Source organism: Blastococcus carthaginiensis (genome assembly GCF_030731085.1).
Classification (GTDB): domain Bacteria; phylum Actinomycetota; class Actinomycetes; order Mycobacteriales; family Geodermatophilaceae; genus Blastococcus; species Blastococcus carthaginiensis.
The window spans coordinates 15,879-31,360 of the sequence record NZ_JASNFN010000037.1 but is presented as its reverse complement, the minus strand read 5'-3'; the positions used below and the strand labels follow the sequence as shown (position 1 = coordinate 31,360).

The window sequence follows — 15,482 nt, the reverse complement described above, 5'->3', positions numbered from 1 at the left end:
GTCGGGTCTACGGTCGCGGGCATGGAGGACGACGGGGTGCCGGGGCCGCTCGACGGCGTGCCGATGCCGCTGCTGCCCGGCGAGGTGGTGCCGCCGGCGTCGGGTGAGTTCGAGCTGGTGTGCGACATCTGGTCGGCCGATGCCCACATGGCCCGGGAGTACGCCCGGCAGGCGGCCGCGATCGCCGAGCTGGCGCGTCGGCGCTCGGCCGAGCGGGATGCCGACTACGGCCCCCGCGGCGGGCCGGGGCCGGATTCCCGGGCGATGCGCCCGGCCGCGCTGGCCGATGTCTGCGACGACTTCGTCTCCGAGCTGGCGACGATCCGCGGCTGCTCGGAGGCCGAGGCCGGCCGCCTGGCCGCCGAGTCGATCCTGCTCACCACCAAGCTGGCCGCCACGTGGGCGGAGCTGTTCGCCGGGCGGCTGACGATCCGCAAGGCACGGATCCTGCTCGACCTGCTCGGTGACGCCTCCGACGCCGTCGCCGCCCAGGTGCAGGCGCGGGTGCTCCCCGGTGCTGGGAACTGCCCGCCGTCCCGGCTGGGCGACCGGGTCCGCTACCACCTCTACCGGGTGGACGCCGAGGCCAGGGAACGCCGCCGCAGGGACGCCGAGCGCACGGCCGACGTGCGGGTCGAGCGCACCGCCGACGACCTGGGCCGGCTGGTCATCGAGGGCCCGCTGCCGGCGGTGCACGCAGCCCGCGACGCGGTCGACCAGTACGCGCGGTGGATGCGCGCCGACGGTGATGACCGGCCCATCGGCGTGCTGCGCTCCACGGCGGCGCTGGACCTGATCCTGCGGCCGTGGGACACCAGCCGCCCACCGGTGACCGCCCACCTGCACCTCCACGCCGCGCTGCCCTCGCTGCGGCCCGACGCCCCGGCCGGCGCCGCGCCGGCGGAGCTGGACGGGCAGCTGATCTCCGCCGCCCAGTGCCGGGAACTGCTCGACACCCTCGACATGCTCGGCCTGTCGGCGGCGCCGGCCGGCGGATCGGTCCACGTCGCGATCGACGACCCGGCCACCGGCGAGACCCTCGCGGTGGCCACCCGCGCCGAACTGGCCCGCGCCGCCGGCCGGGGCCGGCGCGTGCGCCGCGGGAAGGCCTCACGCGGCGCGCACCCGCCCGGGCAGCCCGACGGGCCCGGCCTCCGGCCGCCACCTGCGACCCGCGGGTACCGGCCCACCGCCGCTCAGGACAGGCTCGTCACCGTGCGCGACCGGCACTGCCGCATGCCCGGCTGTCGCCGCCGCGCCGGCCGCTGCGACATCGACCACGGGCAGGCCTTCGCCGACGGCGGCCCCACCGACTGCTGGAACCTCTGCTGCCTGTGCCGGCGCCACCACCGCATCAAGACCTTCGCCCGCGGCTGGTCGTTCACCCTGCACCCCGACGGCCGGCTCGTCGTCCGCACCCCCTCAGGGATCTCCCGCACCACCCGCCCGCCCGGCTGGTACCACGACCCCGAACCCGACCCGCCCTGGCTGGACGACCTCGCACCCCCGGATCCGCTCCGCACCTGAGGCCCGCAGGTGGTCGACACGGTGCCCGGCGACGCGACGGTGGCCGCGGACCTGCCTGGACGCACCCCCCGGCGTACCGTGCAGTGACCGTCGTCACGGGGGCGCCATGAATCTGCTGCACCGGCTGGGCTCCGCCGCCCGCCAGGCCACGCAGGTGGCCGTCGGTGCCGCTGCGCTGGCCACCCTGCCGGTGGTCGTGGGCGCCGGCCTGGTGGGCGGGACGGCGTCGGCCGCCACGCGGGCCGCCCGCGCCGGGGTCGCGGGTTCGCTGCACGTGGCGCACGGGGTCGCCGTCTCCGGCACCCGCGCGGTCGGCACCCTCGTCACCGGTGCCGACCCGCTCCCCAGCGGCCACCTGCACGACCTGGTGGACGCCGCGAAGGGCCTGCTGGAGCCCCCGCCGGCCCGGCACACGCGGCGGGTCTGGCGCGACGGCGACCGCCTGCAGATCGAGGTCGAGGACCCCGCCGACGACGACGCCCCCGCCGCCCGCGCGGCACTGCGCCGCCAGCTGGAACGGCTCGAGGGCGTCGAGTGGGCCACCGTCAACGACGTCGTCGGCCGGGTGCTGGTCGCCGTCGACGCCCGCCGCGTGGGCATCGAGGACGTCGTCGGCGTGGTCACCGAGATCGAGCAGGCCCGCGGCGGCACCGGCGTCTTCCCGCAGCGCCCCGACCACCCGGCCGACGTGGAGCCGCTGATCGCCGCCGTCCTCGCCGCCGCCGTCGACGTCGCCGCCTTCGGGTTCGCCACCGCCGGGAAGTACCTGCCGATCCCGGCGGTGCACCGGCACGCCACGCTGGTCATGGCGCTGCTGGACACCCAGCAGTGGCTCAAGCGCGCGCTGTCCGACCGGATCGGCCCGGTCGGCACCGACCTGGTCTTCGAGGGCACCGGCGCGCTGCTGCACTCGCTCACCCAGAGCCCGACCGTGCCGGCGCTCAACGCCGCCGCCGCGGTCCAGCGGGCACTGGAGGTGCGTGCCCGCCGTCGGGTGTGGTGCCGCCGCGAGCGCGAGCTGTGCGGCCCCGAGCCGGACGACGACAGCGCCCCCGGCCCGCTGCCCGGCACGCGCCCCGGCGCGCTCCCGCGCGGGCCGGTCGAGACCTACCGCGACCGGCTCGGCCCCGCCGAGCTCGGCACGGCGCTCGGCCTGCTCGCGCTCACCCGCAGCCCGGGCCGCTCCGCCGACCTCATCCGGGCGCTCACCCCCAAGGCCGCGGTGCAGGGCCGCGAGTCCTTCGCCGCCACGCTCGACCTGCTGCTCTGCCGGCAGGGCGTGCTCCCCCTCGACGGCTCGGTCTACCGCCGGCTCGACCGGGTCGGCGCCGTCGTCGTCGACAGCGCCGCCCTCTGCACCGGCCCGCCGGTGGTCGTCGAGGCCGTCGCGGAGGCCGACGGGTGGGACGACGCCGCCGTCTGGTCGGCCGCCACCCGCCTGCTCACCGGCGACGGGGAGGAGGAACGGCTCCGCCTCGGGCCGGTCCGCCGCAGCGACGACACCCCCGGCGGCGAGGTGCGCTCGCTGCTGCAGGGCCGCCGCCGGGTCGGCAGCGTCACCGTCGCCGCCGAGCTCGACCCGCACGCCGAGGCGCTGCTCACCACCGTCGCCGACGCCGGCCTGCGGCTGGTGCTCACCCGGCACGTCGGTGCCCGCGACGTCGCCGGGCTCGCCGACGAGGTTCCCGACGCGGGCACGCCACTGGTGGACGTCGTGCGGGGAGCGCAGGCCGACGGGCACGGCGTGCTGCTGGTCTCGGCCACCGACGGGCCCGCGCTGATGGCCGCCGACGTCGCGGTGGCCCCGGTGCTGCGCGGCCGGGCCCCGACGTGGGGCGCCGACCTGGTCACCGACCCCGGGCTCGCCGACGCCTGCCGGATCGTCGCCGCCGTCCCCGACGCGAAGGCGGTCAGCCGCCGGGCCACCGCGGCCGCGCTCACCGGCAACGTCCTCGGCGGGCTGCTCGCCGCCGTCGGCAGCCCCCGCGTCGGCCAGGCCCGGGCGACGACGCCGGGCAAGTGGGCGACCGCCGGCACGATGGCCGGCGGCACCCGCGCCGCCGTCCGGGCCGCCCGCCGCCCGCTCCCGGCGCCGACGGTGCACACCCCCTGGCACGCGCTCGACCCCGACGACGTCCTGCGCCGGCTGGCCGACGCCCCGATCCCGCCCGACCACCCCCCGGGCCGGCTGCCCGCCCTCGCCCGCCGGGCCGCCGCCCATCCCACCGTCCGGGTGCCGGCCCGGTTCGCCCGTACCGTCGGCGCCGAGCTCGCCGACCCGCTCACCCCGATCCTGGCCACCGGCGCCGCGGCCACCGCCGTGCTGGGCGAGGTCACCGACGCGGTGCTGGTCGGCAGCGTCACCGCCATCAACGCCGTCGTCAGCGGGCTGCAGCGGATGCGCGCCGAGAGCACGCTGGAGTCGCTGCTGCTGGAGCAGGCGCACTGCGCCCGCCGGGAGACCGACGGCGGCACCGAGGAGGTGCCCGCGACCGCACTCCGTCTCGGGGACGTCGTCCTCGTCGAACCCGGGACCGTCGTGGCTGCGGACGCCCGGCTGCTGGACGCCGAGGACCTGGAGGTCGACGAGTCCAGCCTCACCGGGGAGTCCCTGTCGGTCGCCAAGTCGGTGCCCGCCACGCCGGGGGCCGAGCTCGCCGACCGCACCTGCATGCTCTTCGACGGCACCACCGTGGTCGCCGGCCGCGGGCGGGCCGTCGTCGTCGCCGTCGGGCCGGCCACCCAGGCCGGGCGGGCCGCGCGCGCCGCGGGGGGCGCCGCACCACCGGCCGGCGTCCAGGCCCGGCTGGCCGAGCTCACCCGCGCCGTCCTCCCGCTCACCCTCGCCGGCGGCGGCGCGGTCACCCTGCTCGGGGTGCTGTGGGGCCGCCCGCTGCGCGAGTCGGTCGCGGCCGGGCTGGCGATCGCCGTCGCGGCCGTGCCCGAGGGGCTGCCGCTGGTCGCCACCGTCGCCCAGCAGGCCGCGGCCCGGCGGCTGTCGCGGCGCGGCGCGGTGGTGCGCAGCGCCCGGGTGCTCGAGGCGCTCGGCCGGGTGGACACCGTCTGCTTCGACAAGACCGGCACGCTGACCGAGAACCGGCTGCGGGTCACCCGCCTGCTGCCGCTCGACGACGGCGGCGAGGACGAGCTGCTGCGGCTCGCCGCGACCGGCATGGGCAACGGCCACGACCACGCGCACGAGACCGACCGCGCGGTGCTGGAGGCCGCCGGCGACGCGTGGGAAGGCCCGCCCGACGCGAGCCTGGCCTTCGCCGCCGGCCGCGGCTTCTCCGCCGCCGTCCGCGAGGGACGGCTCGTCGTGAAGGGTGCGCCCGAGGTGGTGCTGCGCCGCTGCGCCGACGCCCCCGAGATCCGCGACCGCATCCGGCAGCTGGCCGGCGAGGGGCTGCGGGTGCTCGCCGTCGCCGACCGCGCCGTCGAGGGGACGCCGGACGACCTCGACGAGGCCGCCGCCGACCTGACCCTGCGCGGGCTGGTCGGGCTGTCGGACACGCTGCGGGAGTCCTCGGTGCGGGCCGTCGAGCAGCTGCGGGCCGCCGGCGTACGGGTGGTGGTGGCCACCGGTGACCACCCCGAGACCGCGAGCGCCATCGCCGCGCAGGCCGGCGTGCCCGATGCCGACCGGGTGGTCACCGGCGCGGAGCTGGCCCGGGCGACGGACGCCGAGCGGGCGCGGCTGGTCGCGGGGACCGCCGTCTTCGCCCGGCTCTCCCCCGAGCAGAAGGTGACGCTGGTGCAGGCGCTGCGGCGGGCCGGCGCGACGCTGGCGATGACCGGCGACGGCGTGAACGACGCCGCCGCGATCCGGCTGGCCGACGTCGGCGTCGGCGTCGAGGGCGCGGAGTCCCCCGCCGCCCGCACCGCCGCCGACCTGGTGCTCACCGACGTGGACCTCACCCGGCTGGTCGACGCGATCGCCGAGGGCCGGGCCATGTGGTCGCGGGTGCGCGACGCGGTGTCGGTGCTCGTGGGCGGGAACGCCGGCGAGGTGGCGTTCACCGTGCTCGGCACCGCCGTCGGCGGCCGCGCGCCGGTGAACACCCGCCAGCTGCTGCTGGTCAACCTGCTCACCGACATGTTCCCGGCGCTCGCCGTCGCGGTGGCGGCTCCCCGGCAGGCCGCGGTCGGGGAGGACGACGGGCCGCTGGCCGGGCACCCACTCGCCCCCGTGCTGCGGGCCGGCCCGCACCGGGGCTTCACCGCGGCGGTGCAGCGGATGGTGCTCGTGCGGGGCGCGGCGACGACGGCCGGGGCCACCGCCGCCTGGCTCGTGGGCCGGGCCACGCCGCTGTTCCCCGGCCGGGCCAGCACGATGGGCCTGGCTGCGCTGATCACCACGCAGCTCGCGCAGACCGCGTGGTCGGGGCGGCGCAGCCCGCTGGTGCTGGTCACCGTGGTGGGGTCGCTGGCGGCGCTTGTGGCGATCGTGCAGACGCCCGGGGTGAGCCGGTTCTTCGGCTGCACCCCGCTGGACCCGGTGTCGTGGGCGGTGGTGCTCGGCTGCGCCGCCGCCGGAGCCGCGGGCGCCGAACTGGTGCCGGGGCTCGTCACGCGCCGGAGCCCCACTGTCCACGGGAGATGAGCGACCGGGACGGAGAAGGGCGCCTCGGGCCACCCAGGTACATGCATGACGGATCCGCAGCACGTACCAGCGCTGTCGCAGTCTGCTAGCAGCGCGCTGTGCGTACCGGGGCACCGCTGCCCGGTCACGGTCGTCCCGCGCTGAGCGGCTACCCCTGCGATCGGTGGTGCTGATCGGGTATCCCGTACCGGGTTCGATGGACGACCGGGGGTGCTCCCATCGCCGTCCTCGGGCCTCTAGCCTGGCCGGGTGAGCAAGCGCTCCCACCCCCGCAAGCAGCGCCGGGTCAGGAAGAACCGGCCGCACGGCCGGTCCCGTGCCCCGGGGCGGCAGCAGGTCCTGCAGAACCCGCTGGCCGACGTCGCCGCGGCCCTGGCCTCCGACGAGCCGATGGCGCTGCTCGGGCTGGCCAGCGCGCTGCTGGCCGGCTTCGACGAGCGCCCCTCGCCGGGGCGGCGGGACGAACCATCGGCGCCGCCGCTTGACGAGCTCCTGCAGGTCTTCTTCGCCATCGACGTCGTCGAGACGTCGGCCCTGCTCGCCGCACTGGCCGGTCTCACCGGCGACGAGGCCCTGCGCCACGAGGTCCGGCGGGAGATCGCCGCCCGCGGGCACGTGCTGCCCCGCTGGCTCCTCGGCCTCGACGACGCCGAGCCGGTGGAGCGGGCGTTCGAGATGCGCCACGTGCTCGGCGACGGCGAGAACCTCGTCATCGGCGTACGGCTCCCCGGTGACTCCGAACTGTGCGCCGCGGCCTACGTCGACCACAACCTCGGCACCCTGGTGAAGGACGCCTTCGTGTCCCCGGATTCCCTGCCGGAGCTGATCGACATGATGCGTGAGGGCGTCGACGATCCAGACACGCTGCTGACCGATCTGCCTCCCGCCGACGCCCGGGCCCGCATCACCGAGGCGATCGAACTGAGCCGCATCACGTTCCCGCCGATCGAGACCGATACCTGGCCGGCCTGCCGCCCCCTGGTCGAGTGGATGATCGGCCTGCTGCCTGCCGGGGGCACCGGCTACGTGCGGCCGGAGTGGCCCGAGGATGCGCGGCAGGCCTTGGCCGACCGCTTCTTCTCGTCGCCCTTCGGCGCCGGGCTCGACGACGCCGACCACCGGAGTCTGCTGGAGTCGCTGCTGTGGTTCGGCGCCGACTACGGTCCCGGTGACCCGCTGCGGTGGAGTCCGGTGGCCGTGGAGATCCTGCTGGCCGACTGGATCCCCCGCAAGATCGTCGCCGACGTGCCCCACCTGACCCGGGCGCCCGAGCTGCTGCGCGCCTTGATCCGGTTCTGCCACGCCGAGCGCGGCATCCGGGCCGAGCTCACCGCCGAGACCCTCGCGGCGGTCGACGAGCTCGAGGACGTGTACCAGGCGACGATCCGCACCCCGCGCCCGCAGGGACCGGCCGCGCTGCTGGCGCGCATGGGCGCGCTCGATCCGGACGGTCTCTGGCCGGCGGTGGACGACGCGTCGTGGGACTTCGACTCCCTCGACACGCTGGCCGAGGCCGTCGGCGGCCGCGACGCGCTGGCCGCGCTCGACGGGAAGCCGCTGCCCGAGGAGGCGTTCGACTGGGACCGGGTGCCGAACGACGTCCGCCCGCGGGTCGGCCAGGTGCTCGACCTGATCGACCGCTGCTGCGACGAGCTGCTCGGAGCCGAGCTGCGGACCGCGGCCCGCCGGCTGCTGGCCCGGGTGGCCGCAGCCGACCCGGAACTCTTCCTCCGCCGCGCCCGGCCCGAGGGAACCGCCGCCGCGGTCTGCTGGATCATCGCCACGGCCGACCACCTCTTTCGCGACCGCCGCCTCACCGTCAAGCAGCTGACCAGCTGTCTCGGCACGTCGGGCTCCCCGTCATCACAGGCCAAGGCCGTGCTGAAGGCCATCGGCGTGGAGCCCGACGGCTACGCCTACGGCGACGGCCACCTCGGCTCCCCGGACTACCTCACCGGCGATCACCGGGCCGGCATGGTCGCGGCCCGGGACCGGCTCGCGTGAACGAGGGTCTCGCCGGCGCTGGGGCCACCGAGGGGCCGGCCGTCCGGAACACCGAGCCGGAAGCCCTGGCCAACCTCGCCGCCGTCCTCCGGCTCTGCCAGGCCGGGCGGTTGCAGTGCAGCGCGAAGACGTCGCGGCCGTCGGCCGCCACCGTGCGCGCCGTGGCCGGCGTGCTCGTCGCCGGCGACTTCTACCCGGACGACGCGATCGCCGCCTTCGCCTGGCCGCTGCTGCTGCAGGCCGGCGGGCTGGCCCGGCTCAACGGTTCCCGGCTGGCGCTGACCCCGAAGGGACGGCGCGCCCTCGGGCAGCCAGCACACGAGGTCATCCGCGACATCTGGCAGCGCTGGCCGCGGCACGCGCCGATCGACGAGCTCAGCCGGGTGGAGCAGATCAAGGGCCAGAAGGCCGCGGCGGTGCTCAGCGCGGCGGGTCCCCGCCGGGAAGCGGCCACGGCCGCCATCCGGCACTGCCCGCCCGGGGAGTGGGCCGGCGTCGACGGCCTGTTCACCACGCTGCGCCGCCACGAGCACCGGCTGACCGTCGCCCGATCGGAGCGGGCGCTGTGGAAGCTCTACATCGTCGACCCGGAGTACGGCAGCCTCGGCTACGACGGCTACCACGACTTCCGCGTCCTGGAGGGCCGCTACGTGCTCGCGGTGCTGTTCGAGTACGCCGCGACGCTCGGGTTGATCGACGTCGAGTACGTGGCGCCGGCGCAGGCGCGCGACGACTTCCGGCACATGTGGGGCGCCGACTGGCTCGACGCGCTGAGCCGCTACGACGGGTTGGGCGCCGTCCGGTTGACCGCTCTCGGCGCATACGCCTGCGGGTTGGCGTCCGAGTACGCGCCACCCGCGCCGCCGGTGGCCGAACGGGCCCTGGAGGTGCTGCCCAACCTCGACGTCGTCGTCCTCGGCGACCTGCCCGCGGCCGACCGCCTCCTCCTGGACGCCTTCGCCACCCGCGGCTCCGACCGGGTGTGGACGCTGTCTGCTCCCAGCTTGCTCGCCGCCGCCGACGCGGGCCACCCACCCCGCGAGCTGGCCGGCTTCCTGGCCGACCGGGCGGTCCACGGGGTACCGCCGGTGGTGCAGACCCTGATGGACGACGTCGAGGCGCGGCTCCAGCGGGTCCGCGACCTCGGCCTGCACCGGGTCGTGGAGTGCGCCGACGTCCAGACGGCCACCCTGCTGGCCGCGGACCGGACCCTCCGCGGGCTGTGCACGCGGATCGGCGATCGGCACCTGCTCATCGAGCCCACCGGCGAGGCCAAGGCCCGGGCCGCGTTGCTGCGGCTGGGCCACCCGCTGGGACCGCCGTCCTGACGTTCCGGATCGCCGGCCCCGATACGGTCGCGGTGGCCGGTGAGGTCGACCCGATCCCGGCGTGACGTGAGGAAAGCGTTCAGGTCATCGACACGCGTGCCTGGGCGTCGCCCGCGCCGGGAACCAGTCCTGTCGGTGGCCGTCCCTAGCATCGCCGTCGGGTCCGGCACGAAAGAGGTGGGCATGCACTACGACGACGTCGCGGCACTGCAGCGCCACAGCTCCGCCTGGCGGCTGGTCCGCGCCGACCACGCCCCGCTGATCATCAGCTTCATCGACCAGGTCTTCGTCGAGGGCAACGTCCGCGGCATCGCCGCCGGCGAGCTGGCCGACCGGCTCGACGACGTCCTCCATGCCCTGAACGAGGGGCAGGATCCGCCGCTGTTCCCCAAGCCGGCGCGCGCCTACCTCGATGCCTGGGCCGCTCCCGACGCCGGCTGGCTGCGCAAGTACTACCTGGCCGGCTCCGACGAGCCGCACTTCGACGCCACCCCCGCCGCCGAGAAGGCGGTCGCGTGGTGCGCCTCCCTGCGGGCGCGCACCTTCGTCGGCACCGAGTCCCGCCTCAACACCGTCGTCGATCTGCTGCGCCAGATGGTCTACGGCGCCGAGGCCGATCCCGACACCCGCCTCGCCGAGCTCGAACGCCGTCGGCAGGAGATCGACGACGAGATGGAACGCGTCCGCCGCGGCGAGGTCGACGTCATGGACCCGTCTGCGCAGCGCGACCGCTACCAGCAGTTCGCCGGCACCGCGCGCGAGCTGCTCGCCGACTTCCGCGAGGTCGAGGGCAACTTCCGCGCTCTCGACCGCGACCTCCGCGAGCAGATCACGATCTGGGACGGCGCCAAGGGCGGTCTGCTCGAGCAGGTGGTCGGCGGCCGGGCCAGCATCGCCGACTCCGACCAGGGCAAGAGCTTCCACGCCTTCTACGACTTCCTCCTCTCCCCCACGCGCCAGGAGGAGCTCGCCGACCTGCTGCGACGGGTGCACGAGCTGCCCGCCCTCGCTGACGGCGACGACCGTCTGCGGGCGATCCACCACGAGTGGCTGGCCGCCGGCGAGCGCACCCAGACCACCGTGCGCACCCTGTCCGAACAGCTGCGCCGCTACCTCGACGACCGGGTCTGGCTGGAGAACCGCCGGGTCATGGACATCCTGCGCAGCATCGAGACATCGGCGCTCCAGCTCCGCGGGGAACGCCGCGTCGAACTGGACGTGGAGATCGACGCGCTGGCCCCGACGGTCGTCCTGCCGATGGAACGCCCCCTCTACAGGCCGCAGACGCGGATCGCCGTCCACAGCAGCGACCTGCAGAGCGGGGACGACGACTTCGACGCCACCGCGCTGTTCGGCCAGGTGCACGTCGACCCGGCACCCCTCACCGCCCACGTCCGACGGGCCCTGCTGCAGCGACCGCAGGTCGGCCTGGCCGCGCTCCTGCACGACCACCCGCTCGAGCAGGGCCTCGCGGAGCTGGTCACCTACTTCTCCCTCACCGACGGCGCCTTCGACGTCGTCTTCGACGACACCCCGGAACAGGTCGCCTGGACCGACCACGACGGCCGCAGCCGGCGGGCCACCGTTCCTCGGGTCACCTACGCCCGAGCAGCCGTGCGACCGCAGCCGACACCGACGTGACGACCGAACCACCACACCCGTGGGGTCTCCGAGCACATCACGATCCGGCACCGTCATGGGACGAGCGAGCAGATCGCCGTGCGGTGGTGCCCCACGCAGGGGAGCGTGCGCGGCGCAGGGACGTGGCGGCGCGGGATGCCGGGATCCTCGCCGCCGACCCCGACGATCCTGACCTCGGCGCCCTCGCCGCCCTCGCCGCAACCGTCCGGATGGATGACCTCGACTGATGGGAGTCGGCCCGCCCCCATCGCAGGCGTCGACGTCGCCGTGCCGACACGCCGAACCGGGCGCGGTTCTGTCGTATCCGCTTCTTAGCATCGGCAGCGGTTCTCGATCCCTACCCGGAGGTGGCACGTGACCGCACCGCCCGCCCACTCCGAACTCGACCTCCCGCTGGTTGCCACCTCGCTGATGAAGGGAGTGGTCTACCGCGACACCCATGAGCAGGTCTGGCGTCACCTGCTGCCACTGCAGAGCCGGCTGCGCGAGTACATGTCCACCATCGGCCTGGTCCCGGTGATCGACGAGGCCGAGGGCTACGCCTTTCTCCGGCAACGGGACGACGACGCCGCCGAGCAGAACGCCACCTCCGTGCCGCGCCTGGTGGCCCGCCGCTCCCTGTCGTTCCACGTCAGCCTGCTGCTCGCGCTGCTGCGCCGCCGGCTGGCCGAGTTCGACGCCACGGACGCCGGCAGCCGGCTGATCCTCACCCGCGAGCAGATCGTCGCGATGCTCCGGGTCTTCCTCCCCGCCACCAGCAACGAGGCCCGCCTGGTCGACCAGGTCGACCAGCACGTCACCAAGGTCGTCGAGCTCGGCTTCGTCCGCCGGGTGCCTGGTTCGGACGGCGCGGTCGAGGTGCGCCGCATCCTCAAGGCCTTCGTCGACGCCCAGTGGCTGGCCGACTTCGACACCCGGCTCGCCGCCTACGCCGCCCAGCTCCGCGGCGAGCCCGATGCAGCCGCCGGAACCGAAGAGGGTGCACAGCCGTGACCTCGCCCGTCCACCTCGCCGCCGACGAGCAGCCGAGGCCCGACGTCTCGCCGGGTTTCCGGCTCGACCGCCTCGAGCTGCTCAACTGGGGGACGTTCGACCAGAAGGTGTGGACCCTGCGGGCCGGCGGCGCCAACACGCTGCTCACCGGCGACATCGGGTCGGGCAAGTCCACCGTCGTCGACGCCGTCACCACCCTGCTGCTCCCCGCGCAGCGGATCTCCTACAACAAGGCCGCCGGCGCCGACACCCGCGAGCGCAGTCTCCGCTCCTACGCGCAGGGGCACTGGCGCTCCGAGCGCAACGAGGCCACCGGCACCACCCGGCAGGTCGGCCTGCGCGCGGGTAGCACCTACTCGGTCCTGCTCGCCGTCTTCACCAACCCCGGCTACGACGCCACCGTCACCCTCGCGCAGGTGTTCTGGCTCAAGGACGGCGACAGCGGCCAGCCCGACCGCTTCTACGTGACCGCCGACGGGGACCTCGCCATTGCGGCCGACTTCGCCGACTTCGGTACCGATGTCGCTGCCCTCAAGCGTCGCCTGCGGGGCCGAGCCGGGGCCTCGGTGCAGACCTCCTTCCCCGAGTACGGCCGCGACTACCGCCGCCGGCTCGGCATCGACTCCGAGCAGGCGTTGGAGCTGTTCCACCAGACGGTGTCGATGAAGGCGGTCAGCGATCTCAACGGGTTCGTCCGCAGCCACATGCTCGAGCCCTTCGACGCCGCCGGCTGGATCGACCAGCTGGTCGGCCACTTCGACGACCTCACCCGCGCCCACGAATCCGTGGTCCGCGCCCGCACGCAGCTCGACCAGCTGCGCCCGGTGCTCACCGACGCCGACGCCCACGACCGGCTCGCCGCCGAGATCGCCGCGCTCGACGCCCAACGCGAAGCCCTGCCGGTGCATACCGCCCGCCTGCGCGCCGAGCTGCTGGCCCACCGCATCGAACAGCTGCGGGAGTCCGTGGCCGAGGACGATCGCGAGCTCGCCCGGCTGGCCGACGACCTCGGCCGGCACCGGGCGCGAGAGAGGGAGCTGATCGTCGAGCGCGCCGGGCACGGCGGCGATCGGCTGGCCCGCATCGACGAACTGGTCGATGCGGAGGAACGCGCTCTCGACGCCCGCCGGCAGAAGGCAGCCACCTTCGGCGACCTGCTCACCACCGTCGGCCTCGACCCGGTCGCCGACGAGCGCGGCTTCAGCGCCCGGCGGGCCGAGATCCGGGCCGCGGCGGCAGCCGCCGAATCGGACGCCGCCGAGGCCCAGAACCGGCTCCGGGAACTGGCCGTCGACGCGCGCGGCCTGCAGGACGAGTCCGACGACCTGCGCGCCGAGCTGGCCAGTCTTCGCCAGCGCACCAGCAGCCTTCCCCGGCAGAGCTTGGAGCTGCGGCAGCGGCTGGTCTCCGAGCTCGGCATCCCCGGGGCGGCACTGCCGCTCGCCGGTGAGCTGATCCAGGTAGCGCCGGCCCACCGCGCCTGGGAGGGCGCCGCCGAGCGCCTGCTGCGCGGGTTCGCCCTGTCGCTGCTCGTCCCCGACGAGCACTACCCCGCCGTCTCGCGATGGATCGACGCCCACGACCTGCGCACCCGGCTGGTCTACTACCGCGTCCCCGCCCGCGTTCCGGCGTTGCCTGCCCTGCCGTCCGCCGATTCACTCGCCGCGAAGCTGGAGATCAAGGACTCCGCGGTACGGCCCTGGCTGGAGGCCCAGCTGGCCCACCGGGCCGACCACGCGTGCGTCGACTCCATCGAGGCCTTCCAGCGCACCCCGAAGGCGCTGACCCGCGCCGGCCAGATCAAGGAACCCGGTGGCCGGCACGAGAAGAACGACGCCACCCGCATCGACGACCGCCGCTCCTACGTGCTGGGGTGGAGCAACGCGGAGAAGATCGAGGCGCTGCTCGCCCAGGCCCAGCGGCTGCAGGAGCGGCTCAACCGGCTGGCCGACGACCGCGCCCGGGTGGAGGCCACCTACCGCACGGCGGCCGAGCGAGGCCGCACGCTGAGCAAGCTCGACGTCTTCGACACCTGGTCCGAGCTGGACTGGCCGGCCGTCGTCCGGCGCATCGCCGACCTGACCGCCGAACGCGAGCGGCTGCTGTCCGCCTCGGGCAAGCTCGGGCGCATCGACCGCGAGCTCGGGGCGGTCCGGTCCGCCATCAGCGAGACGGACGGTGCGCTGTCGGCCTGCCAGCAGCGACGCGGCGGGCACGGCACCGAGCTCGCGGACGCCGAGCAGCGCGCCACCGCGGTCGCCGCCCGGCTCGGGACTGCCGGGGCCGTGCCCGCCCAGCATCTGGACGCTCTTGCCGGCCGGGCCGCGGCGCGCCCCGGCGGACCACCCACCACGCTGCCGGACGTCGACGCCTGGGAAGAGGCGCTGCGCAGCCAGCTGACCGACGAGCGTGACCAGCGGGCCAAGCGCCAGTCCGGCGTGGAATCCCGGCTGGTCCGCGCGATGGCACGGTTCATCGGCGACCATCCCGTCGAGACCAGCGAGATGGACGCCTCCGTGGCTGCGGCCGACGAGTTCCGTGCGCTGCACGAGCGGCTGACCGGCGACGACCTGCCCCGCTTCGAAGCCACCTTCAAGCGGTACCTGAACGAGAACACCATCCGTGACATCGCCGGCTTCCTCGCCGAGCTCAACAAGCGCGCCGAGCTGATCGCCCAGCGGGTCGCGACGATCAACGCCTCGCTCGTCGGCATCGACTACAACCCCGGCCGCTACATCCGGCTGGACACGCAGCTCACCCCGCACCCGGAGATCAAGGACTTCAAGCGAGACCTGCGCGCCTGCACCGACGACGCCCTCGCCGACGGCGACGACCAGTACTCCGAGCAGCGCTTCCTCCAGGTGAAGGCCATCGTCGAACGGCTTCGCGGCCGCCCCGGACACGCCGACGTGGACCGGAACTGGTCGCGGTTCGTGACCGACGTCCGCAACTGGTTCGTCTTCACCGCCTCCGAGCGATGGCGGGAGGACGACACCGAGTACGAGACCTACAGCGACTCCGGCGGCAAGTCCGGCGGGCAGAAGGAGAAGCTCGCCTACACCATCCTGGCGGCGTCACTGGCCTATCAGTTCCGCCTCGATCCGGCCGCTGCCCGGTCGAAGACGTTCCGCTTCGTCGTCATCGACGAGGCGTTCGGCCGCGGCTCGGACGAGTCCACCCGGTTCGCGCTCACCTTGTTCACCCGGCTCGGCCTGCAGCTGCTGATCGTCACCCCGCTGCAGAAGATCCACGTCATCGAACCGCACGTGGCCGCCGTCGGGTTCGTCGACAACCCGACCGGCAGATTCTCCCGGCTGCAGAGCATGACCATCGAGGAGTACCGCGAACAGCAGGCACTGCGCCGGGCCGCCGGCGACGCGGGCTGA

General features: G+C 75.1%; 8 protein-coding genes. All 8 read left to right on the top strand.

Annotation, left to right across the window (positions count from 1 at the left end; genetic code table 11):
- The first annotated feature begins 21 nt into the window (after positions 1-21).
- The 8 genes from QOZ88_RS21035 (at position 22) to QOZ88_RS21000 (ending at position 15,482) form a co-directional block, all read left to right on the top strand.
- The gene (locus tag QOZ88_RS21035) at positions 22-1,527 is read left to right on the top strand and encodes an HNH endonuclease signature motif containing protein (protein WP_306001649.1); all 1,506 of its coding nucleotides are present in this window, start codon (positions 22-24) and stop codon (positions 1,525-1,527) included.
- A 106-nt stretch (positions 1,528-1,633) separates the two neighbouring features.
- On the top strand, positions 1,634-6,130 hold the full coding sequence (locus QOZ88_RS21030; RefSeq protein ID WP_306001648.1) for a cation-translocating P-type ATPase: 4,497 nt from the start codon (positions 1,634-1,636) through the stop codon (positions 6,128-6,130).
- A gap of 249 nt (positions 6,131-6,379) precedes the next feature.
- Positions 6,380-8,134, top strand: a complete 1,755-nt coding sequence (locus tag QOZ88_RS21025) for a DUF6398 domain-containing protein (RefSeq protein WP_306001647.1) — start codon at positions 6,380-6,382, stop codon at positions 8,132-8,134.
- Complete coding sequence (locus tag QOZ88_RS21020; RefSeq protein WP_306001646.1) at positions 8,131-9,462, top strand: helicase-associated domain-containing protein; 1,332 nt, start codon at positions 8,131-8,133, stop codon at positions 9,460-9,462. Before QOZ88_RS21025 ends, QOZ88_RS21020 begins: the two co-directional genes overlap by 4 nt.
- A gap of 135 nt (positions 9,463-9,597) precedes the next feature.
- Positions 9,598-11,103 (top strand): DUF3375 domain-containing protein, encoded by a 1,506-nt coding sequence (locus QOZ88_RS21015; RefSeq protein WP_306001645.1) that lies wholly within the window; start codon positions 9,598-9,600, stop codon positions 11,101-11,103.
- A gap of 86 nt (positions 11,104-11,189) precedes the next feature.
- Positions 11,190-11,330, top strand: a complete 141-nt coding sequence (locus tag QOZ88_RS21010; protein WP_306001644.1) for a hypothetical protein — start codon at positions 11,190-11,192, stop codon at positions 11,328-11,330.
- A 127-nt stretch (positions 11,331-11,457) separates the two neighbouring features.
- A complete protein-coding gene (locus tag QOZ88_RS21005) occupies positions 11,458-12,096 on the top strand; it encodes a DUF4194 domain-containing protein (RefSeq protein WP_306001643.1) in 639 nt (212 codons plus the stop codon).
- Positions 12,093-15,482, top strand: a complete 3,390-nt coding sequence (locus QOZ88_RS21000) for an ATP-binding protein (RefSeq protein WP_306001642.1) — start codon at positions 12,093-12,095, stop codon at positions 15,480-15,482. Before QOZ88_RS21005 ends, QOZ88_RS21000 begins: the two co-directional genes overlap by 4 nt.